We start from the raw sequence: 21,697 nt of genomic DNA, 5'->3' as shown, positions 1-21,697 counted from the left end.
GTCAGCCCACCGCCATCGGGAGCGACGGCGCCGGGTGCCGCCGCCGGGCCCACTGCGTCCGCGCCACCGCCCCGCACGCCACCGCCAGCCGCTGCCCGCGGGGCACCGCCGCGCGCCCGGCGAAGACGTCGTGGCCGGCGTCCTCGATGCGGTCGAGGATGCCGCCGTACAACCGCGCCGCGGTGGCCACGCACGGGCGCGAGATCGGGTGCAGCATGGCGATGCCCGGTGCGGCCTCGGCGTAGACGTCACGGGTGACGGCGATCTGGTTGCGGATCGCCGCCCGCACCGGCTGGTCGGCCCGGCCTTCCTTGGCACACCACGCGAGCCGGTCGCGGTCGACGCCGTGCGCGGCGAGTTCGTCGGACGGCAGGTAGACGCGGCCGCGGTCCAGGTCCTCGGCGACGTCACGCAGGAAGTTGGTGAGCTGGAAGGCTTTCCCGAGCGCCGCGGCCCGCGGCTCGGCCTCCTCGCGCGGGGCGACCGTGCCGAGCACCGGCAGGACCTGGAGGCCGATCACCTCGGCCGAGCCGTGCACGTAGGTGTCGAGCTCCTCGCGGGTGGCGTAGCTGTCGACGGTGAGGTCCATCCGCATCGACGTGAAGAACGCCTCGAAGTACGCCTTGGCGAGGGTGTACCGGGCGGCCGTGTCGATCACCGCGGTCAGCAGCGGGTCGTCGCTCCAGCCGGCGTCGAGGTCGGTGAGGAAGCGCTTCTCGACCTCGTGCAGGCGCGTGTCGAGCGCTTCGGGGGTGGCGCCGGCGTCCGGTTCGTCGACGATGTCGTCGAGCCACCGCGCGAAGCCGTAGAGCGCGTGGATCGCCGGCCGCTGCGCCGGGGTCAGCAACCGCGTCGCGAGGAAGTAGGTGCGGCCGTGCCGGGCGTTGAGCTCGCGGCACCAGGTGTAGGCCGCGCGCAGCCCCGGTTCGCGGATGCCGGCGGCGTCGAGTTCGCGTCGGGTCATCGGGTCCCTCCGGTGAGCCGGTCGGCAGCCAGTCTGCCGGAGACGAGCACGGTCGGCACGCCCACGCCGGGCACGGTGGCCCCGCCGGCCAGGACGACGTTGTCCGTCCCGCGGGGCAGGTTCCGCGGCCGGAACGGGCCGGTCTGGCCGAAGGAGTGGGCGTAGCTGAACGGCGTCCCGGCGACCAGGCCGCGGGCGGCCCACTCGGCCGGGCCGATGACGTGGGTGAAGTCCGGGGTGAAGCCGGGAAGCAGCCGGGCCCGGGCCACGTCGAGGACTTCTTCGGCGTAGGGGCCGGTGTCGGCGGCCCAGTCGGCGGGGCCGCGGTCGAGGTTGGGCACCGGGGCGAGCACGGAGTAGAGCTGGCGCCCGGGCGGGGCGAGCCCGGGATCGGTCGCGGTCGGCCGGGTGATCAGCAGCGACGGGTCGCTCATCCGCCTGCCCTGGGTGATGAGCTCGTCGAAGGTCGACCGCCAGCCGTGCCCGAAGGAGATGGTGTGGTGCGCGACTTCGGGGTCCGTCGCGGGGCCGCCGGCGTGCACGATCAGCGCGGACGGCGCGGCCCGCAGCGGTACCGGCCGCTTCGGCTGCCGTCCGAGCAGGCGGTAGCTCTCGGGCAGTTCGGTGGTGAGCACGACGGCGTCACAGGGATGGCGGACCCCGGCGGCGGTCCGGACGGCGGTGACGCGGGACCCGGCGCGTTCGAGTTCGCTGACGGTGTCGCCGTACTCGAACTTGACCCCGGCGTCGGCCGCGACGCGGGCGAGCGCCTGCGGCAGGGCCGCGATGCCGCCGGGCGGGAAGTACACGCCGCCGACGGTGTCCATGTAGGAGATCACGGCGTACAGGGCCAGCGCGCGCATCGGCGATTCTCCCGCGTAGAGGGCCTGGAAGGTGAACACGCGCTTGAGGCGCTCGTCCTTCAGGAACCGGCCGACCTGGCCGTCGAGCCGCCGGAAGCCGCCGAGGGCGACCAGCCGGGCCAGCTCGGGCCGGAGCATGCCGAGCGGGGAGTCGATGTTCGCGTCGATGAACCGGCCGAACTCGGCCTGGTAGAGCCGGGTCAGCCACGCGCGCAGCCGGGTGTAGCCCGCGGCTTCGGCCGGTCCGGCGAAGTCGCGGACCGCCTCGGTCATCGCGGCCGCGTCGGTGTGCACGGGCAGCGTGCTGCCGTCGGCGAACCGGGCGACGTAGGCGGGATCGAGCCGGGTCAGCGGCAGCTCGGTGGCGAGCTCGGCCCCGACGGCGGCGAAGGTGTCGCTCAGGATCGACGGCATGGTCAGCACGGTGGGTCCGGTGTCGAGCAGGTAGCCGTGCCGCTCGACGCGCCCGGCACGGCCGCCGGGGCCCCGATCACGCTCCACGACGGTGACTTCCCGCCCGCGTCCGGCGAGGTGCAGGGCCGCGGCCAGGCCGGCCAGCCCGGCACCCACGACGACGACGCGGTTCACCGGTCCGGGCACGGTCTTCATCGGTCGCGCTCCGTGCACCGGGCCGCCAGCGCCGCGAGGAGCTCGCCGGCGTGGTGCGGGACCACCGCCGGGTCGATCGCCGCCAGTGCTTTGTCCGCGCGTTCGCGGATCAGTTCGCCCATGCGGTCGCGGGCCCCGGTGGCCTCGATGAGTTCCCGCCAGCGCGCGACCGCCTCGTCGTCCACCGTGTCGAGCTCGATCAGCTCGGCGAACTCGGCCTGCCGTCGCCGGTCGGCCATCGCCGCGGCGAGCACGACCACGCTGGAAGCCTTGCGTTCGCGCAGGTCCTGCCCGGCCGGCTTGCCCGTGACGGCCGGGTCGCCGAACACGCCCAGCAGGTCGTCGCGGAGCTGGAACGCCTCGCCCACCAGCCCGCCGAACTCGCCCAGCCCGGCCAGCAGCTCCGGGCCGCAGCCGGCCAGCGCGGCGCCGAACTCCAGCGGCCGCCGGACCGTGTAGTTGCCGGACTTGCGGCGCAGGACGTCGAGCAGGGTGTCCCAGCTGGGCAGCGCCCGCGCGTCGTTCACCAGGTCGGCGAGCTGGCCGACGGCCAGTTCGGCCCGCATCGCGTCGTAGTGCGGCCAGCCCCGCGCCAGCTGGTCCGCGGCCAGCCCGCTTTCGCGCAGCATCTGCTCGGACCAGACGAGGAAGAGGTCGCCGAACAGGATCGCGGCGGACTCGCCGAACCGCGGCGCCGAGCCCGCCCAGCCCTGCTCCTCGTGCCAGCGGGCGAACCGGGTGTGCAGCGCCGTGCGGCCCCGGCGCAGCGTCGAGCCGTCCATCACGTCGTCCTGGACGAGGGCGAAGCAGTGCAGCAGTTCGAGCGCGGCGGCCGCGCGGATCGCGGCGTCGGAATCCGGCTGCCCGCACTGCCACCCCACGTACGCGAAAAGCGGACGGAGGCATTTTCCGCCCGCCACGAAATCCGGGACCGCGGTTTCCGCGAGCGCCCCTTCGCTGCGCCCGGAAAAGTGCTCCCGCGCCCGCGCGCTCACGAATCCGTGCGCCTCGGTGAGGCAGCGGCGGGCCAGCGCGTCCAGCCGCTCGGCGGGCGTGTGGTCCGCGGGAGCCACCCCCGTCGTCATGGTCGCGGTCATCCGGCGCCCTCCCACTGTCGGCCTATTCGATTCGCAACCGTTTCACATGTGGTGTAGCTTGTCTACTTGAACGCGGTGCACGCTGGTCAGCTCCGCGAGACCACCGGGTTCGCTCGCTGCGTCTCAAGCGCGCTGGATCGATGTTGCATCGGAACAGACCTCCCCGTGGCCGGGTGGCGATGCCACACGCCGTCCCGGCGGGTCCGCGGTCCCACCCCTCGGGCGCGGGCCCCGCACCCGGCGGCGCCTGCCCACACCTGGGCGCCGCCGGGTGTTATTCATGCCTGCGCATGCCCATTTTCGGTGGGCTTAAACTCCGGTTTCGGGGTGTCCGGAAAAATCGCGACCGAGGAGGGCGTGGCTTTCGCGGCCGGTCTATTCTGCCTCCGTGATGGTTTCGCGGACTGCCGCATTCACCCGTCTCCACTTCGCCCCGTCCGCAGTGACCGCCTGGCTCTGCGCCGCGGCGGCGGTGCTCTGCCAGATCCTCTACTCGGTGACCGAACCCGGCGGCCGCACGCCGCTGACGGTGCTCACGGTGTTGTGCTTCGCGGGGGCCTCCCTCGCCGACGCCTGGTCCCGCTGCGGTGCCCGCGCGGCCGTCACGCTGGCCGCCGTCGCGGGCGGCGGCGGGCTGCTGGCCGAGGTGACCGGCCTGCACACGGGATTTCCGTTCGGGCGCTACGAATACACCGGCGTGCTCGGCTGGCCCCTCGCCGGCGTGCCGGGCATCGTCCCGCTCGCCTGGCTGATGATGGCGTGGCCGGCCTTGCTGGCCGGGCGCGCGCTGGCCGGGAAGCCGGCCGGGGTGGTGACGGTGGCGGCGTGCGCGCTGGCGGCGTGGGACGTCTTCCTCGATCCGCAGATGGTGGACGAGGGGTACTGGACGTGGGCCTCGCCGGAGCCGTCGCTACCGCTGGTCCACGGCATCCCGCTGACGAACTTCGCGGGCTGGCTGCTGGTCGCCGTCCTCATCCAGGCGGCGCTGCACCGCTGGGTGCCGCGGCCACCGGACCCGATCCCGGGCCCGGCCGCCGGTCCGGCGCCGTCGCTGTACCTCTGGACGTGGTTTTCGTCGGTGTGGGCGCACTTCGCGTTCTTCGGACGGCCGTGGGTGGCCGTCGCCGGCGGCGTGCTCATGGGCGCGGTGGCCGTGCCGTTCGCGATCCGGCTGGGGAGGGGATTCCGATGGGCTCGCGTGTCCGCGTGATCGTGCGCGCCGCGGCGGTGGCGGCGATCGCCGCGGCCGCCCACGCGGCCTACAACGCGCGGATCGTCCGGGCGCCGAGGGAGGGGCCGGTCCGGTGCCGCGAAGCCGTGTCGATCCTGCTGCCGCTGCGCGACGAGGCCGACCGCGTCGCCCCGGCCCTGCGGTCCCTGCTCGCGCAGCGCGGTCTCGACGACGCCGAAATCCTGGTGCTGGACGACTGTTCCGGTGACGGGACAGCGGAGGTCGTCCGCCGGATCGCCGGGTCACGGGTCACGCTGCTGACCGGCGTCGAGCCGCCGCCGGGAACGCTGGGCAAACCGCACGCGTGCCACCAGCTCGCCCAGCGGGCGCGGGGGAGTGTGCTGGTCTGCGTCGACGCGGACGTCGTGCTGGCGCCCGACGCCGTCGCGGCCGCGGTTGCCCTGCTGCGCGAGGCGGATCTCGACGCGGTGTCGCCGTTCCCGCGCCAGCACGCCGAGGGGCTCGGCGCCCGGCTGGTGCAGCCGCTGCTGCAGTGGTCGTGGCTCGTGCTGCTGCCGCTGCGGCTCGCCGAGAGGTCACCGCGCCCGTCGCTGGCCGCGGCGAACGGCCAGTTCTTCGTCATCGACGCCGCGATGCTGCGCAAGTGCGGCGGTTTCGCGGCGGTCGCGGACGAGGTGCTGGACGACATCGCCCTGATGCGCGCGGTGAAGCGCGCGGGCGGCCGCGGGGTGGTCGCCGACGGCAGCCGCATCGCGGAGTGCCGGATGTACGAGACGTGGCCCCAGCTGCGCGACGGCTACACGAAATCCCTCTGGTCGGCGACCGGTCCGCCCCCCGCGGCGGCGGCGATCGCCGCGGTGTTCGTGATCGTGTGGGTACTCCCGGCCGTGGCGGCGATGGGCGGATCGCGTGCCGGCCTGGCCGGGTACGCGGCCGGGGTGGCCGGACGCGTGGTGGCGGCCCGGCGAACCGGCGGGCGGGTGTGGCCGGACAGCTTGGCGCACCCGGCATCGGTGCTCACGTTGACGGCCCTGATCGGCCGGTCCTGGTGGGCCCGAGCCACCGGGCGGCTGGCGTGGAAGGGCCGCTCGGTGCCGGGCGGGGGTGCCGCGTGACTGCCGTGGCGGCGGGCGGTCGGTCGGCAGGGCTGTCTGGTGGCGTGTGGAGGTGCGGCGTGAGTGCCGTGGCAGCGGGTGGAGGTGGTCTGGTGTTGGCAGCCAACCGCCAACCGATCCAGCCCGGAGGACCCGCATGAGCCGAGTCATCGTGGTGGGTGGCGGCATGGGCGGCCTCGCGTCCGCGGCCCGGCTCGCCGCGGCCGGGCACCGGGTCACCGTGCTGGAACGGTCGGCGTCGTGCGGGGGCAAGCTCGGCACCTACACCCGGGACGGCTTCACCTTCGACACCGGGCCCTCGCTGCTCACCCTGCCTTCCGTCTACCGCGAACTCTTCGCCGCCACCGGTGCGGACCTCGACGAGCTCGTCGACATCGTGCCGGTCGATCCGGCCTGCCGCTACCGGTTCGCCGACGGCACCGAACTGGCCGTCCCGCACGAGCGCGCGGCCGTGCCCGACGCGCTCGATGCAGCCTTCGGCGGCGGTGCCGGCGCAGAGTGGCGCGCGCTGATGCGCGACGCGGAGCGGCTCTGGGGCCTGGTCGGCGAACCCGTGCTGCGCCGTCCGCTGCACGGGACCCGGGACCTGCTCAGGCACGCCGGCGGAGTCCGGGACCTGGTGGCGATCGCGCCGTGGCGCACCCTCCGCGGGATCGGGCGCCGCCGGCTGAGTGATCCGCGCGCCCGGATGCTGCTGGACCGCTACGCCACCTACACCGGCTCCGACCCGCGGCGGCTGCCCGCCGTGCTGAGCGTCGTCCCGTTCGTGGAGCAGGAGTTCGGCGCCTGGCACGTCCGCGGTGGCCTGCGCCGGCTCGCGGACGCGCTGGTAGAGCGGCTCGCCGTCCTCGGTGCCGACGTCCGGACGGGCGCCGAGGTCACCGCGATCGAGACCGGACCGACCGGTGTCCGCGGCGTCCGGCTGGCCGACGGCGAGCGGCTCGCCGCGTCGGTCGTCGTGGCCAACGCCGACGCAGCCCACGTCTACGGCGACCTGCTCGACGACCCCCGCGCCCGACGGCCGCGGCGGGCGCTGCGGCGGACGCAGCCGTCGCTGGCCGGGTTCGTGCTGCTGCTCGCCTTGCGCGGCACGACACCCGACCCCAGCCACCACCGCGTGCTCTTCCCGGCCCGCTACGACGCCGAGTTCGACGCGATCTTCGGCCGCGCGCCGCGCCCGGTCGGCGACCCGGCGGTCTACGTCTGCGCGCCCGAGGACCCGCAGCTGCACCCGCCGGGCTGCGAGGCCTGGTTCGTGCTGGTCAACGCCCCGCGCCACGACCCGCCGTCCGGGGTCGACTGGACGGCGCCGGGGTTGGCGGAGGACTACGCGGACCGGGTGCTCGAGCTCCTCGCGGCCCGCGGGCTGGACGTGCGGAACCGGTTGCTGTGGCGCGAAATCCGCACGCCGGCGGACTTGGCGCGTGACGCGGGCGCGCCCGGCGGCGCGATCTACGGCTCCTCGTCGAACGGCCCGCGCGCGGCCCTGCTGCGCCCCGCGAACGCGACGCCGGTGCCGGGGTTGTACCTCGCGAGCGGGTCGGCGCACCCCGGGGGCGGGCTGCCGCTGGTGGCGATGTCGGCGGAGATCGTGGCGGGGCTGGTCGGGCCGCCCCCGCGCCGCCGGAACCAGCCGGGTACGGCAGCGGGCTCGGACGCAGTGAATGACTCATTCCTGGCGTCGGATGCAGTGAATGACTCATTGCTGGCGTCCGACGCAGTGAAAGAGTCATTCACGGCACCGGCGTCAGCCGCGCTCCCCGCCCCGCCCGAACGCCCGCGCGACACCCACCCAGAGGTGGGCCAAGCCGATGAGTGACAACCCCGTCCCCAGCACCACGCACGTCGTGCCCCACGGCCAGCCCGTCCACGGTGTCCCGGCCGGAGCCAGTGCCGCCCCGGTCACCGCCACCGCCGGCACGATCAGCCGCGTCGGGCGCTCCGACACGGTGATCGCGCCCGGCCCGCGCAGGCCCGCCGCCTGCGCCCGGGCCCGGACGTACTCGTGCAGCAGAAGCAACACCGCCATCGCCGCGCACCACCCCGCCGGCGCCCCCAGCACCAGCAGCACCGCCACGAAACACAGTTCCGTCAGGCGGTCCGCGGCCGCGTCGAGCACCGCGCCCAGCGGGCGGGCGCGGCCGGTGCGCAGCGCCACCGCGCCGTCCAGGCCGTCGAACACCCCGGTCGCCACGATCGCCGCCACCGCGAGCCACCGCGCGTCACCGGCCGGCGAAGCGGCCCAGACCGCGGCCAGCGCGCTGAGCACCCCGCATCCGGTGAGCACGTCGGGCGGCACGCCCAGCACCGGACGGGCCAGCAGGTGGATCGCCCGCAGCCAGCCGACGGCGAGCGCGCTGCCCGACGCGTCGTGCGCGTGCGCCCGCGACCAGCCGGCCACCCCGTCGTCCTCCTCAAGCGCCGGAGGGCCGTCGTGAGCGCCCGGGAGGTGGCCCGCCGGACGGGCGTCGTCCTGCGGGACGCCGCCCGGGAACTCCGCGGCCGGGACCTGTCGCTGTGGGCCGCCGGTGTCACGTTCTTCTCCGTGCTGGCCGTCGTCCCGCTCGCGCTCGTCGCCCTGCGCGGCGCCGCGGTCCTCGGGTCGCCGGAGTTCGTCCGGCACGGCGTCGCCCGCTGGGCGGACGCGCTGCCGCCCGGACACGGGCCGGGAGCGGCGCTCGAAGCCCTGGCCACGGCCGCGCTCGGCACGCCGTGGACCGCCCTGCTCGTCACCCTGCTCCCGGCCACCTTCTACGGCGAAGGCCTGCTGCGCGGCCTCGTCCAGGTCGCCGGGCAGCCCGCCGGGGCCCTCGTCGGCTGGCGGGGACGGCTGATGTTCGTGCCCGTCCTCGTGCTCGGCCCGACCCTGGCGATCGCGCCGCTGGCCACCGCCGACACGGTGGCCGGTCACTACACCCGCGGCGGCTGGGCGACGTTCTGGGGCATCACGCTGTCGTTCCACATCGACTGGCTGATCATCGCCGTGGTCACCGCGATCGTGTTCGCCGGCGGCGCCCCGCGCGGCGTGCGCCGCGGGCCGCTGGTGGTGGGCGCGTTCGCCGTGGCGGCCGTGCTCGCCGGGTTCTTCCACGGGTTCCTCCTGTTCCTGGCCATCCCGCTGGACTGGAGTGTGCCGTTCGGCGGCCTCGCGGCGGTCGGTGCGGTGTCGGCGTTGATCCTCTGGCTCTACCTGCTCCACGTGCTGCTCCTGTTCGGCTACCGGCTGACGCTCAGCGCCGAACGCACCCGCCTGGGCGCGGCGGGGATCGATGCGGAACCGAGCCGGGGTGGTACCCGGTCGCGGCAAAACGACGCGTCCGCCGAATAAACTGTGATCTGAGTCACGAAATTGCTTCTCTGTGGGTGGTTCCCGGGTGGGGGAGTTCCGGACGGACGCCGCATGCCGTATCCGTTGGGGATGGACGTCGACGCGGTGAGTGGCCGGGACGAGCCCCGGGCCGGGGGCTCGTGGACGCCCGGAAAGGTCGCCGAGCTGCTCGGCGTCTCGCCGGTGACGCTGCGCACCTGGGCCGCGCGCTACGGGGTCGGTCCCACGCTGCGGGACGACGGGCGGCACCGGCGCTACACCGACGCCGACGTCCGGCGGCTGCAGTACATGCAGCGGCTCATCGACCGGGGCATGCGGGCCAGGGAAGCCGCCGCCGCGGCGTTCTCCCCGGCCGGCGAAGCGGTCCCCGAGGTTTCCCCCGGACAGCGGGCCGAAGAGCTGGAACGCGCCGCGGCGGGCCTCGATTTCGCGTCGCTGGCCGCGCTGCTCGACGAAACGCTGGACGCGCTCGGCCCGGCCGCGGCGTGGACCGAGGTGCTCGTCCCGGTGCTGCGCCACCTCGGCGGCCGCTGGCTGCGCGGCGACGTCTGCTTCGAGGCCGAATGGGCGCTGACCGGCGAGATCTCCCTGGCGCTGCAGCGTTACGGCGCCGGCTTCGCGAACACCCCGCCCGGCCGGGTGGTGCTGCTGGCCTGCTGCCCGCAGGAGCGGCACAGCCTGCCGATGGAGGTGCTGCGCGCCGCCATGGTGGAGGTCGGCATCCCGGCGGTCCACCTGGGGCAGATGGTGCCCGCCGAGACGACGGTCGCCGTCGCGGCCAAGCTCGATCCGGTCGTCGTGTTCCTGTGGTCGATGTCCGCCGGCACCGCCGACGACCTGCTCGCCCGGCGGCTGCGGCGGCGTGGCTTCGACGTCGCCACGGCGGGCCCGGGCTGGGAGAACCTGATCGAGCGGGACGTCCCCTGGGTCAACGACCTGGCCGCCGCCCTCGAGCTGGCCACCGAACGCCTGAAGGCGTGAACCCGCGCCCGGCACCCGCGAAAGCGTTGCGCAATCGCTCCACATGCCCGAGGATGACTCGCGTGCCGGCCTCCTCGGCCGGCGGTGGCAGGCGGGAGCGCGTCCGGTGGACCTCAAGCGGCAGGTGATCGAGCGCTGGCCGGCGCGGTGGCCGGTGCAGCCGTTCCGCGAGCCGGCGTGGGCGCGCCAGGAGCCCACCTACGCCGACTGCAGTCCCGCGCTGATCGAGGCCGCGGTCAAGCGGGCGGGCGCCCGCCCGTCGGGCAATTGGTTCGTCTTCGCCGCGGCTCGGGAGATCCGCCCCGACCGGCCGTTCGGGGTGCGGGTGGGCGGCCGCGAGCTGGTCGCGTGGCGCGGGCCGGACGGCGCGCTGCTCGTCGGCCCCGGCGCGTGCCCCCACCTCGGCGCGCCCCTCGAGCAGGCGCGCGTGCACTGCGGTGAGCTGGTCTGCCGGTGGCACGGCCTGCGCGTCGGCGCGGGCCGTCCGGGGTGGACGGCGCTGCCGTCCCACGACGACGGCGTGCTCGCCTGGGTCCGCCTGGACCGGATCGGCGGCGAACCGCCCACCGAGCGGCCGATCGTGCCGGTCCGCCCGGCCGGGACCACGGTCGACGCCGTGGCGACGCTGACCGGGACCTGCGAGCCCGAAGACGTCGTCGCCAACCGCCTCGACCCGTGGCACGGCGCCTGGTTCCACCCGTACTCGTTCGCGCGGCTGCGCGTGCTGTCGGCGCCGCAGGGCGTCGACGTCGCCGAGGCCGACGACCGGTTCGTCGTCGAGGTGACGTTCCGGCTGGCCGGGAAGATCGGTGTCCCGGTGGTCGCCGAGTTCACCTGCCCGGGCCCCCGCACGGTGCTGATGACCATTGTGGACGGTGAGGGCACGGGCAGCGTGGTGGAAACGCACGCGACCCCGCTCGGCCCCGGTCCCGACGGCCGCCCGCGCACGGCCGTGATCGAGGCGACGATCGCCGCGTCCGACCGGCCCGGTTTCGCCCACGCCACCCGGTTCGCGCCGCTGTTGCGTCCGCTCATGCGCCGGGCTGCCGCGCGGTTGTGGCGGGACGATCTGGCCTATGCGGAGCGCCGGTACGCCCTGCGCGCACACTGACCTCCCGGCCGGGTCAATCCTTATCCGCCCCGGCCGCCGGCCCGGTGCGCCAGAACCGCTGCAGCGCCGGGAAAGCCAGCATCGCGGCTCGCCTCAGGCGGTCGCGCGGGTGATCAGCGAAACCGGCAGCGAGATCCGGTCGGCGGTGTCCGCCAGCAGGGCGCGCACCAGGGCCCGGCCGTGGTCGTACTTGTCGATCCGGACCGTGCTCAGCGGCGGGTTCAGGTACGCCGACATCTCCAGGTCGTCGAAGCCGACCACCGCGCAGTCCCGCGGCACCGCGCCCCCGCGGGCGAGCACCGCCTGGACCGCCCCGATGCCCATCAGGTCGTTGAACGCGAAGATGCCGTTGACCTCGGGCCACTCCGAAAGCAGCTGCCCGGCCGCCTCCGTGCCGCCCGGGATGGTCGGCGGTCCCTGGACGATCCGCGCCGACACGTCACCGAAGCCCAGTGCCGCGCAGGCGGTGACGAAGGCCAGCCGTCGTTCGTCGACCGCGACGCCGACCGAGCTGTCCAGCATGCCGAGGCAGGCGTCCGGCCGTCGCGCGAGCAGCTCGACGGCCGCCGCGGTGCCGGTCGCGAAGTCGTTGCACACCGAAGCCGCCGTCTCCGCCGGCAGTTCCCGGTCGGCGACCACCAGCGGCACCGAGCGCGCGTAATCCGCCAAGACGTCGTCGGGCATGCCGTAGAAGAAGCCGACGACCCCGCGCGCCGAGCGGGCCAGCGCGTCCTCGACAGCGTCGCGCTCCCGGCCCGGGTCGGCGTCGGTGTTGTACAGCACGACGCTGCAGCCGGCGGCCTCCGCCGCGTCGTACACCCCGCGCGCCACGGCCGGGTAGAACGGGTTCGCGATGTCGGAGACGATCAGGGCGATGACGTCCGACCGCTGGGTGCGCATCCCCTTCGCCAGCGCGCTCGGCCGGTAGCCGAGCCGGGTCGCCGCCGCCAGCACGCGCTCGCGGGTGTCCGGGGCGATCTCCGGCAGATCGCGCAGGGCCCGCGAAACCGTCTGCCGCCCGACGCCGGCCTCCCGGGCCACGTCCTCGATCGTCACGCGCTTGACGCGCGGCAGCCGCCCGCGTTCGGTCACGCCGTCACCTCCCTCCGGGTAAGACGCCGAGCCTAAGGGGTCAGCGCCCGGCGCCACTGGCCGGTGACGCTCCGGCGCAGTGCCTCGGTGTCGACGCTGCCCGGATCGAGCAGCCGCTGCAGCGCGATCCCGCGCAGCTGCCCGACGACCGCGGTCGCGACTTCGCCGGGGGCGGCGCTCGCCTCGATGCTGCCGTCCGCGATCCCGGCCTCGACGTCTTCGCGCAGGTCGGCGCGGAAGGCGGCGTCCCGCTCGCGGAAGATCGGAGCCAGCTCCGGCTGGGTGGCGGATTCCGCCCACAGCAGCAGGAAAGCCTGGTTGAACACGCCGATCCGGCCGAGCTCGCCGAGGTAGCCGTCGATCAGCCGCAGCAGGCGGTCGAGCCCCGGTGGCCGGTCTTCCAGGCCCGGGACGAACCCGGTCTGCGTGGCCCGCGCGAGCCGTTCGACCAGTGCCTGCTTGCCGCCGAAGTGGTGGGTGACGATGCCGCGGCTGTACCCGGCGCGTTCCCCGACGCGGGCGAGGGTCAGTGACCGCACGCCCTGCTCGACGACGAGTTCGGCGGCGGCGGTCAGCAGCGCGGCTTCGGCCTGGTCGCGGCGTTCCTGCTGGGTGCGGCGCATGATCGGAGTCTAGCAAACTAACTTGCGTGTTGCCCAACAAGTATGTGTAGGGTGGGCGCCAGGAGGTCCTGATGATCGAAATTCCAGACCACGCCCTCGACGCCCTGCTCGCCGACGACCCGGGCGGCCCGGTCGTGATGCTCAACCTGCTGCGGTTCCGCCCGGACGGTGGCCGGGAGAGCTACCAGCGCTACGCCGAAGCCCTCCGCCGCGAGCTCAACCCCCGTTACGGCCTCGAAGTGGAGTACCTCGGGCACGGCGGCCCGGCGCTGGTCGCCGAAGACGGCCAGGCGTGGGACATGGTCGTGCTGGTCCGCTACCCGGACCGGCAGGCCTTCGCGGCCATGGTCCGCGACCCCGAGTACCAGGCGATCACCCATCTGCGCACCGAGGCGCTGGTCGAATCGGTGCTGCAGCCGACCACGCCGGTGGGAGCCTGATGCCCGCGGTGTTCGTTCACGGCAACCCGGAGACGGCGGCGGTCTGGGACCTGCTGCTGGCGGAACTCGCCCGCCCGGACGTGGTCTGCCGGTCGCCACCCGGCTTCGGGGCGCCCCTGCCCGCGGGGTTCGGCGCGGCCCACGCGGACTACCGCGACTGGCTGGTGGGCGAGCTCGAAGCGTTCGGCGAGCCGGTGGACCTGGTCGGCCACGACCTCGGTGGCGGGCACGTCGTGAACGTCGTGCTGAGCCGCCCGGAGCTGGTTCGCAGCTGGGTCAGCGACGCGCTCGGCAGGTACGACCCGGGCTACGAATGGCACGAACTCGCCCGCCGCTGGCGGACACCGGGGGTGGGTGAGGCCGACGTCGCGGCGAGGTTCGGCGGCACGGCCGAAGCGCGCACGGCGGTACTGGTCGAGCGGGGGATGGGCCGGGCCGTCGCGGCCCGCGTCGCGGCGGGGCAGGACGAGGCGATGGGCCGGGCGGTGCTCACCGTCTACCGGTCCGCGGGCGAGCCCGGGCTGGGCTTGCCGCTGGAGCGGGCGGCGGCCCGGCCGGGTCTCGCCATCCTGGCCACGGCCGACCGGGTGGCGGGCACCGAAGAACAACGCCGCCGGGCGGCCGCGCGCGCCGGTGCCCAGGTCGCTGTTCTCGAGGGCGCGAATCACTGGTGGATGACCCACGACCCGGGTCGCGCCGCCGCGGTGCTGACCGGGTTCTGGGCGACGGTCCGCTGACGTTCAGCGGGCGGTGCAGGCCAGTTCGGCGAGTGCCTGGGCGGAGCCGGTCACGACGGCACCCCACGTCGTCGTCGCCCCGGCGGACAGGGTTCCGTTGTAGGCCTGGTTGGCCGCCCGCACCTGCCGGCCGGACTGGGTCGCCGCGGCGTTCCAGGAGTTCGTCACCTGCTGGTCGCCCGCGAACGAGAACGCCGTCGTCCAGCCGGTCAGCGGAACGGAGCCGGTGTTCTTCACGGTGAACTCCAGCTGGTGGCCCCCGTTCCACGAGGACGTGACCGCCGAGGTCACCGCGCACGACGCACCGGCCGGGGTGGTCGTCGTGGTCGTCGTGGTGGGAGTCGTCGTCGTGGGATTCGTCGGGGGAGTGCTGGTCCCGGTCGTGTAGTTGATCCCGGTGTAGGCGGCCGCGCAGCCGGAAAGGCATTGGTCGGGCAACGTGAAGCGGTAGACGCGGCCGTCGTTGACGAGCGCGTCACTCGCGTCGCGGACCCGGATCGCGTACGCGGTGCCCGCCGTGGCGGTCGGGCCGATGAGGAAGGCTTGCCCGAGGTCGCTGTCCGGCTGCGCCTGCTGCCAGCTGCCGTCCGCGCCGAGGAATTCGACCCCGTGCACGCCGTTGGGCAGGTGGGACACGGCGATGGCCGTCCAATACCGTTGTGCGCCTTGGAGGAAGCCGAGTTTCAGGTCGCCGGTGTAGTTCGGCGCGGGCACGTAGGACCACGAGACCCGCCGGTTGTTCCAGTGCGCGGGGTTCATGTCGCCGACCGGGACGCCGTTCTTCACGAACCGGTTGAGCGACGCGGTCGAGAGGTCCAGGTGCCCGGGATCGTCGCGGCACCAGGCGTTCGAGTCGCCGCAGCTGTCGGCGACGACCATGGTCAGCTGGGCGCCGGCGTACCCGTCGGTCACCCAGGAACCGTTGCGGCAGAACGGTTGTCCCGGCGCGCCGTCGTTGACGCCGGTGCAGTAGTCGCCGATGGTGACCTGCACGAACCGCCCGCAGTTGCGGCCGTTGTCCCACAGGCCGATCTTCGCGGCCTGCGAAGGCGGGATCGGCCGGGGGTAGAAGCTGTAGTCGCCGGGGGTGTTGTAGACGTTGAGGGCGACGAAATCCGGCGCGTCGAGCACGTCCTGCGGCAGGCCGCAGCCGCCGTAGGGGGCGCCGAGCGCGTCGAAGTGGGTGGCGTTGCCCATGATGGGCGCGGCCGGTGCGGCACCCGACTTCCAGGGCCACAGCACGGAAACACCCACGACGAGCAGGGCGATCACCGCGAGCACACCCGGGCGCGCGGCCGGCCGGCGGGAGGCGGATCCCATGGACTCTCCTTCCGCCTGGCGGGTACCGCGGCAGGCGGAAGCGGCCCCGGCGGCGATCTCTGGAAGCGCTCCCAGAGTCCTCCGCGCACCGGCCGTTTGTCAATCGCCGGTAACCTCACGGCATGCACCGCAGCCGGTTGTTCGGGATCTTCATCGACACGCCCGCCGGCCAGGCCGGCCAGGCCGCGACGTTCTGGTCGGCCGCGCTCGGGGCGCCGGCCCGCCCGGTGGCGGGTGAAGAGCAGTTCACCACGCTGGACGGTGCACTGCCCGGCTTGCTCCTCGACGTCCAGGCGATCGACGGCGAACCCCGCTACCACGTCGACATCGAGACCGACGACGTGACGGCGGAGGTCGCGCGCCTGACCGCACTGGGCGCGGAACCGGTCTCCCGCTGGCTGGAGTGCCACACCCTGCGCGCGCCCGGCGGGCACCTGCTCTGCGTGGTGCCCGTGCACAGCGAGCCGGAGACGTTCGAACGGCTCGCCCGCGTCTGGCCGTGACGGAACCTCAGCCCCGCCAGGCCGGGTCGCGGCCGAGGAAGCCCATCAGCCTGTCCTGCGCCGGAGCGGTGTCGTCCACCGGCACCGCCGGGCCGAACTGGCCGCTGTCGCGCAGCATCTGCTCCATCGGCCGCATCGCCGCCAACGCCTCGGCGCAGCGTTCCTCGCCGAGGTCGGGCTCGCGGCCGAGGGCCTTGGCGAGATCCCAGGAGTGCAGCCAGACGTCGCCCGTGTAGAACTGGTCGATCGCCTCGTCCACCGGCCGGTCGCCGGTGTGCGGGTTGCTGAGCACGCGCCCGGCGGGGTCGTCGAGGATGGCCTGGATGTCGGCGGCGTGCTGCTTCCAGGCGCCGGCCGGGTCGGCGTCGACGTCCAGTGCCGGCAGGTCGATCCCGGCGCCGCGGAGGAAGCCGCGCGGCCACTCGACCAGGTGCCGCACGACGTCGAGCGCCGTCCACCCCGCGACCGGGGCCGGCCGCGCCCAGTCGCCGGGTGCGGCCGACTCGACCAGTTCGGCGAAGCGGGCGGCTTCGGAGGCGTGCTGCCGGGCGGGGCCCGTGGGGGTCGAGGTCATTTCAGGCTTCCTTCGCGAGCAGGTCGTCGAGCTTGGCGTACCCCTCGTTGATCCCGGTGGCCATGCCACTGGCCAGCATGCCGTCGCGGGTGGCGAAGTCCGCCACCACGCTCAGCACCCGCAGCCGGGTGCGGCCGCCGTCGAGTTCTTCCAGGGTCAGGGTTTCCAGTGCGACGTTGTCGGGCTCGCCGTCGTAGGTGAACGTCCACACGATCCGCTCGTCCGGGCGCACTTCGTGGAAGCTGCCGTGGAACGCGGCGATCTCCTCGCCCCCGCGATCGCTGGCGAAAGCCCACTCGCCGCCCGTGCGCGCGTCCCACCGCGTGATCCTCGTGGTGATCGAGTGCGGCCCGACCCACTGCGCGTACAGCTCGGGGTCGACGTGGGCGCGGAACACCTGCGCGGGCGGGGCGTCGAACTCCCGGACGAGCCGGATGGTCGGCACCTTCTCGTCGGCCAGGATTTCGGTTTCGTACTTCGCCATGGTCATGACGCGTCCTTTCGGGGGCGGGCTTCCCGGGGCCCGGCATCCTCGCCGGCCATGCGGCCCAGCAGGGTGTCGAGGCGCCGGTAGCGCTCCTCGGCCTGCCGCCGGTACCGCTCGATCCACTTGGTCATCAGGTCGAACACCTCGGCATCGAGGTGGACGGGACGGCGCTGGGCGTCCTTGCTGCGGGTCACCAGACCGGCCTCCTCCAGCACCTTCACGTGCTTGGAGACGGCCTGGAGGCTCATGTCGTACGGCTCGGCCAGCTCGCCGACGGTCGCGTCCGCGCCGGCCAGCCGCGCCACCAGATCGCGCCGCGTGGGGTCGGCCAGTGCCGCGAACACCCGGTTGAGCCGCTCGCTGTCTTCGTCCACCGGTTCTTCCTCAACTCTTCGTTTGAGCAAGAATGTAGGGCGGGGCTCGCGTGTTGTCAACCTGACGGTTGAGAAGGGGCGGGGTTCCGCGCGCGGAACCCCGCCCGGTGCTCAGAAGTGGTCCGGCGTGGCGATCCGGCTCCGGACCAGGGCGCCCGACGCGGTCAGCCGGCCGGTGCCGTAGTCGCGGCCCGCGCAGGTGCCCGGCTGCAGTGCGGCGCTGCTTTCGTCGGCGTCGGAGTACGTCCAGTTCGCGTAGCTGATCTGCAACTGGTCGAGCAGGTCGAGCCAGGCCGTGGTGCTCGCCTGGTCGAGCGTGCCGCCGCCGGTGGCGGTCACCGTGCCGAACTCCGTGACGAACAGCGGCAGCTTCGTGGCCGCCCGGCTCACCGTGGCGCGGTAGTTGTCCTTGTGGCTGGCGGCGTAGAAGTGGAACGTGTACATGATGTTCGTGGCGTTGACGGGGTTGTTGACGATCTCGGTTTCGTCGGAGCCGTCGGACACGCCGAGCGACGACCACCCGCGGGTGCCGACGATCACGACGGCGTCCGGGTCGGCGGCGCGGATCACCGGGATGACCTGCTCGGCGTAGGACTTGATGGAGGTCCAGCTGACGCCGTTGGGTTCGTTGGCGATCTCGTAGATCACGTTCTTCCGGGCGGCGTTGCGCGCGGCCACCGCGGCGAAGAACGTCTTGGCGCGGTCGAGGTTGTAGTTCGGGTCGCCCGGGGTGAGGGTGTGGAAGTCGACGATCGCGTACATGCCGCGTTCCTCGGCCTCGCCGACGAGGGTGTTGACCCGGTCGGTGAACCACGCCGGGTTCGTCTCGTACCCCTTTTCCTGCACGTACATGGCGATGCGGAGCAGGTCGGCGTGCCAGTCGTTCGCGAGGGCGTCCAGGGACGCGTCGTTGTAGCAAGAATCGAACCACTGGAGGCCGTGCGTGCTCATGCCGCGCAGCTGGATCGCCCGGTTCGCTTCGTTGCACAGGTGGACGCCGCAGACGTGCAGCTGCCCGTTGGCGGCGAGCGGAGTGCCGCCGGGAGACGGCGTGGTGGTCGTGGTGGGGGTCGTGGGCGTGGTCGGCGTGGTGGTGGTCGTCGTCGACCCGGTGCAGGTGACGCCGTTCAGGGTGAACGACGCCGGTGTCGGGTTGGCGCCGGTCGTGGTGCCGGTGAAGCCGAGGTCGGCGGCGGCACCCGTGGCGAGGGTCCGGTTCCAGTCGGCGTTGGCGGCGGTCGCGGTCGCCCCGGACTGCGACCAGGTGGCGTTCCAGCCCTGGGCGACCTTCTGTCCGCTGTCGGGGAAGGTGAACCGGAGCGACCAGCCGGTGATCGGGTCGCCGAGGTTGGTGATCTTGACCCCGGCCTGGAAGCCGCCTTGCCACTGGTTGGTGACGGTGTAGTCGACCCGGCAGCCTTGGGCGGCGGCCGAAGCCTGCGGCATGGCGAGCACGGCCGTGCCGCCGAGAACCGTCGCGCCGGCGGCCGCCAGCGCAGCGATGGAGCGCTTCATTGAACTCCCTTTGATCCGGTGTTCGAAGGTTTCGACTGGCTGGGAGCGCTCCCAGGAATGAGAGCATCCGGCACCGGGGGACGTCAAGGGTGCTCCACCGCTGATGTTCGGCGGGTACCTACGTGCACACCGGCGGCACACGGGTCCACAGCCACACCGGCCGCCGTGCTCGATCACTCCACTGTGGACGATCTCAGGCTTCGGCTTCGCCTTGGAGGGCCCGGTTGAGCCGGCGGGCTTCGCGCAGCTCGTCTTCGAGGATGACGATCCGGCAGGCGGCGTCGACGGCCGTTCCCTGGTCGACCAGCTCGCGGGCCCGCGCGGCCAGGCGCAGCTGGTGCCGGGAGTACCGCCGGTGGCCGCCGGCCGACCGCTGAGGGGTGATCAGGCCCGCTTCGCCCAGGCTGCGCAGGAAGCCCTGGGTGGTGCCCAGCAGGTCCGCCGCGCGGCCCATCGTGTAGCCGGGGTAGTGCTCGTCGTCGAGATTTCCGGGCGCTGCCGGTCTTTCCCCGTCGGGGACCATTCCACCTCCACATCAGAAGGACCCCGGGTGCCGTCGACGGCGCCCGGGGTCCTCGAAAGGTTGGGTTTCACCATTGCCGGCCGGCGTGTCCGCCGGCTTCCCGCGCCCGGCCCGAAGCCGGTCGGCGCGGGGATCGCTCATCCGTGACCGAGCACCACCTCCGAACTCGATGGGCCTACGGCACCCGCGCGGCGCTACCGGGCCGCTGCGGGCGATCCCATGATGGTCCCGTTCCCTTCCTTCCGTGTCTTTCTCGGTACACCAAGAATGTTAACCACGGCCGTCACCGAATGTCTACCTTCGCCACAACAGATTTTCTGCCGCCTGCGGACGCGCAAAAGCAAGACGGAGCAGCTGCTGTCCGGCCACGACCACCAGATCGCCGTGGCAGCCGGCGGGGTCTTCGCAGCTCGGCTCTGCGGGTCCACCCGGGCGTCCGTCGGCGCGCACCGGCCCGAGTGCGTCGAGCCGTCGCCCGGAGGCCAGCCAGAGGTGGACGGCCACGGCGGCGAGTTCGGCCGGAACGCCGTCGACGCGCGCGGTGCCGCCGGACCGGTCGCCGAGCAGGCAGGCGCCGTGGCCGACGGGCACCGCGGCCACGGCGAGCCCGGGCAACCGGGCGAAGGTCGCGGCCAGGCTCGCGTACCCCTCGGCCAGGCACGGCCGGGGCGGCGTCACCACGAGGTCGGCCAGTGTCGCCCGGACGCCGCTGTCCGGGCCGGTGCCGACCGCGGTACCGCGCCGGTGACGCCAGCAGGTGAGCGTGGCCACGGCGTGCGGGTCACGGCGATCCGGTGTTCGTGGCCGCTCATGCCGCCACCGGGACCGGGAGCGGGACGGGCGAAGCGGGGACACCGCGGGCCGGTTCGGGCAGGCCGAGCAGCCGGTACATCGTGCGTCGCAGCAGCCGCCCCGCTTCCCCGGGCCGCGAGCTGAGCAGTCCGCGGATCAGCTCGGGAAGCCCGGTGCGGTCACGGGCTTTTCGCGCGGCGGCCAGCTGCGGCGGCAACGGACGGTCGTGCCGGCGGCGGGGGGTCCGGCGGGCCAGGACCGCGGCCGGCGTGCCGTCCAGGAGCGGCTGGCCCGGCGTGTGCTCGAGCAGGACGGCGGCGCCCGCGGCCGCCGCGTAGGCGGTGACCGAACCGTAGTCGCCGATCACGTGGTCGGCCGCGGCCAGCGCCGCCCGCCAGCCTTCTTCGGGTGGCACGAGCACGAGCCCGGCACGCAGGGCGTCGGCCAGCCAGGACCGGACCTGCCAGGCGCCGTGGTGGGCCCAGATGTTCGGGTGCAGCGCCCCGACCACCCGGAAGCGGTCACCCGGCAGCTCGGCGAGGACGTCGTCGAACAGGCCGGGGTGGCGGCCGAACGCCGAGCGCGGCGACCAGGTGGAGGTGACCACGACGACCTCCTGGTCGTCGGCCGCCCCGAGCGCCCGCCGGTAGTGGCCGCGGTGGGGGAGGCTGGCGGTGAGCCGGTCGAGGGCGATGTCACCGGTCACCACCGCGGCGGGCAGCGCCTGCGGGCACTCCCGGGCCAGCAGGGCGTGCTCGCGGTCGTGGACCAGCGCGAGCGCGTCGGCGCGAAGCCGGCCGTTCCGCATCAGCTGGTCGGGGTCCAGCCCGGTGCCGTGGTGCCGCGGCCGCGGCACGGCGGTGTCCGGCGGGCGCCACGGCCGGTACTGGCCGAGCCCGCCGCCGTGGGGGACCAGCAGGGTGGGTGCGGCGAGGTCGTCGAGACCCCGGGTGCTGCCGGCGAGCACGAGGTCGAACTCGCTGCGCCGCGCTTGGGGCCAGGGCAGCACGACGCCGCCGTGGGAACGCAGGAAGGCCTGTGCCGCCTGCCAGTTGTCGCCCGCTTCGGGGTCGGTGAAGACGACCTGGACGCGGTGGTCGGCTTCGAGCAGCGGCAGCAGGTCGAACAACCGGGTGCCGGCGACGGGGTGCGGAACCAGCACCAGAACGGATTTGGTGCCGCACCGCGTGGCGTAGTGCCGGTCGGCGCGCCCGACGGGACTGCGGACCCAGCTCGTCTCGGTCATGTGTTTCTCCCTCGCTGTCCGAAAACTGTCACCAGACTGCGCGGCGAGCCGGAAAAGCGGGTTTGGCCTGCTGTTCACCATCTTGACAATGGATCGACGAAGATCGTCATTTCCGGACACTTGCGGCCGTGACCTGGTAGTTCACGGTGGGTAATGCGAAAATGCCGTGGGCGGAGAGGGGCGGCGTCACGGCTCGCCGCGGGGAGGGGAT

Annotated in this window: 23 protein-coding genes; 9 read left to right on the top strand and 14 right to left on the bottom strand. The window is 73.8% G+C overall.

Going from position 1 to position 21,697, the window contains the following annotated elements:
- Position 1: 1 nt before the first annotated feature.
- The 3 genes from ACFPLC_RS39620 to ACFPLC_RS39610 are packed head-to-tail and all read right to left on the bottom strand — an operon-like array spanning position 2 to position 3,533.
- On the bottom strand, positions 2 to 964 hold the full coding sequence (locus ACFPLC_RS39620; RefSeq protein WP_378201260.1) for a phytoene/squalene synthase family protein: 963 nt from the start codon (positions 962 to 964) through the stop codon (positions 2 to 4).
- The gene (crtI, locus tag ACFPLC_RS39615) at positions 961 to 2,436 is read right to left on the bottom strand and encodes a phytoene desaturase family protein (protein WP_378201262.1); all 1,476 of its coding nucleotides are present in this window, start codon (positions 2,434 to 2,436) and stop codon (positions 961 to 963) included. Before crtI ends, ACFPLC_RS39620 begins: the two co-directional genes overlap by 4 nt.
- The gene (locus ACFPLC_RS39610) at positions 2,433 to 3,533 is read right to left on the bottom strand and encodes a polyprenyl synthetase family protein (protein ID WP_378201265.1); all 1,101 of its coding nucleotides are present in this window, start codon (positions 3,531 to 3,533) and stop codon (positions 2,433 to 2,435) included. The genes crtI and ACFPLC_RS39610 overlap by 4 nt, the downstream gene beginning before the upstream one ends.
- Positions 3,534 to 3,924: 391 nt before the next feature.
- Between ACFPLC_RS39610 and ACFPLC_RS39605 the strand changes: the two genes are divergently transcribed.
- The 3 genes from ACFPLC_RS39605 to ACFPLC_RS39595 all read left to right on the top strand — a co-directional run bounded on the left by ACFPLC_RS39605 (position 3,925) and on the right by ACFPLC_RS39595 (position 7,659).
- Positions 3,925 to 4,743: a carotenoid biosynthesis protein gene (locus ACFPLC_RS39605; RefSeq protein WP_378236089.1), complete on the top strand. Its 819-nt coding sequence runs from the start codon at positions 3,925 to 3,927 to the stop codon at positions 4,741 to 4,743.
- Complete coding sequence (locus tag ACFPLC_RS39600; RefSeq protein WP_378201270.1) at positions 4,722 to 5,840, top strand: glycosyltransferase family 2 protein; 1,119 nt, start codon at positions 4,722 to 4,724, stop codon at positions 5,838 to 5,840. The genes ACFPLC_RS39605 and ACFPLC_RS39600 overlap by 22 nt, the downstream gene beginning before the upstream one ends.
- A gap of 136 nt (positions 5,841 to 5,976) precedes the next feature.
- On the top strand, positions 5,977 to 7,659 hold the full coding sequence (locus ACFPLC_RS39595) for a phytoene desaturase family protein (protein ID WP_378201273.1): 1,683 nt from the start codon (positions 5,977 to 5,979) through the stop codon (positions 7,657 to 7,659).
- Here ACFPLC_RS39595 and ACFPLC_RS39590 read toward each other — a convergent pair.
- Entirely contained in the window at positions 7,588 to 8,241 is a 654-nt protein-coding gene (locus tag ACFPLC_RS39590) for a CDP-alcohol phosphatidyltransferase family protein (protein WP_378201276.1), read from the bottom strand. The genes ACFPLC_RS39595 and ACFPLC_RS39590 overlap by 72 nt on opposite strands.
- A gap of 33 nt (positions 8,242 to 8,274) precedes the next feature.
- Here ACFPLC_RS39590 and ACFPLC_RS39585 point away from each other — a divergent pair, with 33 nt between their 5' ends.
- The 3 genes from ACFPLC_RS39585 to ACFPLC_RS39575 all read left to right on the top strand — a co-directional run bounded on the left by ACFPLC_RS39585 (position 8,275) and on the right by ACFPLC_RS39575 (position 11,260).
- Entirely contained in the window at positions 8,275 to 9,168 is an 894-nt protein-coding gene (locus tag ACFPLC_RS39585) for a YhjD/YihY/BrkB family envelope integrity protein (protein ID WP_378201279.1), read from the top strand.
- 90 nt (positions 9,169 to 9,258) lie between these two features.
- Positions 9,259 to 10,149, top strand: a complete 891-nt coding sequence (locus ACFPLC_RS39580) for a MerR family transcriptional regulator (RefSeq protein ID WP_378201437.1) — start codon at positions 9,259 to 9,261, stop codon at positions 10,147 to 10,149.
- Positions 10,150 to 10,255: 106 nt separating this feature from the next.
- Positions 10,256 to 11,260, top strand: coding sequence for a DUF5914 domain-containing protein (locus ACFPLC_RS39575; protein WP_378201440.1), 1,005 nt, complete (start codon positions 10,256 to 10,258; stop codon positions 11,258 to 11,260).
- Between the two features lie 93 nt (positions 11,261 to 11,353).
- Here the strand turns inward: ACFPLC_RS39575 and ACFPLC_RS39570 are convergent, their stop codons facing one another.
- Together ACFPLC_RS39570 and ACFPLC_RS39565 are read right to left on the bottom strand one after the other, a co-directional pair.
- Entirely contained in the window at positions 11,354 to 12,352 is a 999-nt protein-coding gene (locus tag ACFPLC_RS39570) for a LacI family DNA-binding transcriptional regulator (protein WP_378201282.1), read from the bottom strand.
- Positions 12,353 to 12,384: 32 nt separating this feature from the next.
- A complete protein-coding gene (locus ACFPLC_RS39565) occupies positions 12,385 to 12,975 on the bottom strand; it encodes a TetR/AcrR family transcriptional regulator (RefSeq protein WP_378201285.1) in 591 nt (196 codons plus the stop codon).
- A gap of 71 nt (positions 12,976 to 13,046) precedes the next feature.
- On the opposite strand from ACFPLC_RS39565, the gene ACFPLC_RS39560 reads away from it, so the two are divergent.
- The gene (locus ACFPLC_RS39560) at positions 13,047 to 13,415 is read left to right on the top strand and encodes a DUF1330 domain-containing protein (RefSeq protein WP_378201288.1); all 369 of its coding nucleotides are present in this window, start codon (positions 13,047 to 13,049) and stop codon (positions 13,413 to 13,415) included.
- A complete protein-coding gene (locus tag ACFPLC_RS39555; protein ID WP_378201292.1) occupies positions 13,415 to 14,152 on the top strand; it encodes an alpha/beta fold hydrolase in 738 nt (245 codons plus the stop codon). The genes ACFPLC_RS39560 and ACFPLC_RS39555 overlap by 1 nt, the downstream gene beginning before the upstream one ends.
- 3 nt (positions 14,153 to 14,155) lie before the next feature.
- On the opposite strand, the gene ACFPLC_RS39550 is transcribed toward ACFPLC_RS39555, so the two are convergent.
- Entirely contained in the window at positions 14,156 to 15,472 is a 1,317-nt protein-coding gene (locus tag ACFPLC_RS39550; RefSeq protein WP_378201295.1) for a cellulose binding domain-containing protein, read from the bottom strand.
- A 122-nt stretch (positions 15,473 to 15,594) separates the two neighbouring features.
- On the opposite strand from ACFPLC_RS39550, the gene ACFPLC_RS39545 reads away from it, so the two are divergent.
- The gene (locus ACFPLC_RS39545; RefSeq protein ID WP_191313351.1) at positions 15,595 to 15,975 is read left to right on the top strand and encodes a VOC family protein; all 381 of its coding nucleotides are present in this window, start codon (positions 15,595 to 15,597) and stop codon (positions 15,973 to 15,975) included.
- Between the two features lie 7 nt (positions 15,976 to 15,982).
- Here ACFPLC_RS39545 and ACFPLC_RS39540 read toward each other — a convergent pair whose 3' ends face one another.
- The 7 genes from ACFPLC_RS39540 to ACFPLC_RS39510 all read right to left on the bottom strand — a co-directional run bounded on the left by ACFPLC_RS39540 (position 15,983) and on the right by ACFPLC_RS39510 (position 21,486).
- On the bottom strand, positions 15,983 to 16,549 hold the full coding sequence (locus ACFPLC_RS39540) for a TIGR03086 family metal-binding protein (RefSeq protein WP_378201303.1): 567 nt from the start codon (positions 16,547 to 16,549) through the stop codon (positions 15,983 to 15,985).
- Between the two features lies 1 nt (position 16,550).
- Positions 16,551 to 17,039, bottom strand: a complete 489-nt coding sequence (locus ACFPLC_RS39535; RefSeq protein WP_378201306.1) for an SRPBCC family protein — start codon at positions 17,037 to 17,039, stop codon at positions 16,551 to 16,553.
- Positions 17,036 to 17,410: an ArsR/SmtB family transcription factor gene (locus tag ACFPLC_RS39530; RefSeq protein WP_378201309.1), complete on the bottom strand. Its 375-nt coding sequence runs from the start codon at positions 17,408 to 17,410 to the stop codon at positions 17,036 to 17,038. The genes ACFPLC_RS39535 and ACFPLC_RS39530 overlap by 4 nt, the downstream gene beginning before the upstream one ends.
- A 111-nt stretch (positions 17,411 to 17,521) precedes the next feature.
- Entirely contained in the window at positions 17,522 to 18,925 is a 1,404-nt protein-coding gene (locus tag ACFPLC_RS39525) for a cellulase family glycosylhydrolase (RefSeq protein ID WP_378201312.1), read from the bottom strand.
- A 193-nt stretch (positions 18,926 to 19,118) separates the two neighbouring features.
- A complete protein-coding gene (locus tag ACFPLC_RS39520) occupies positions 19,119 to 19,448 on the bottom strand; it encodes a MerR family transcriptional regulator (protein ID WP_378201315.1) in 330 nt (109 codons plus the stop codon).
- A gap of 294 nt (positions 19,449 to 19,742) precedes the next feature.
- Positions 19,743 to 20,219: a hypothetical protein gene (locus ACFPLC_RS39515; protein WP_378201318.1), complete on the bottom strand. Its 477-nt coding sequence runs from the start codon at positions 20,217 to 20,219 to the stop codon at positions 19,743 to 19,745.
- Positions 20,220 to 20,256: 37 nt separating this feature from the next.
- Positions 20,257 to 21,486, bottom strand: coding sequence for a hypothetical protein (locus tag ACFPLC_RS39510; protein ID WP_378201321.1), 1,230 nt, complete (start codon positions 21,484 to 21,486; stop codon positions 20,257 to 20,259).
- Positions 21,487 to 21,697: the final 211 nt, after the last annotated feature.

It is taken from the genome of Amycolatopsis plumensis, from assembly GCF_042652605.1.
Classification (GTDB): domain Bacteria; phylum Actinomycetota; class Actinomycetes; order Mycobacteriales; family Pseudonocardiaceae; genus Amycolatopsis; species Amycolatopsis plumensis.
The sequence above is the reverse complement of the archived record's forward strand: the minus strand, read 5'-3'. Positions and strand labels throughout refer to the sequence as shown.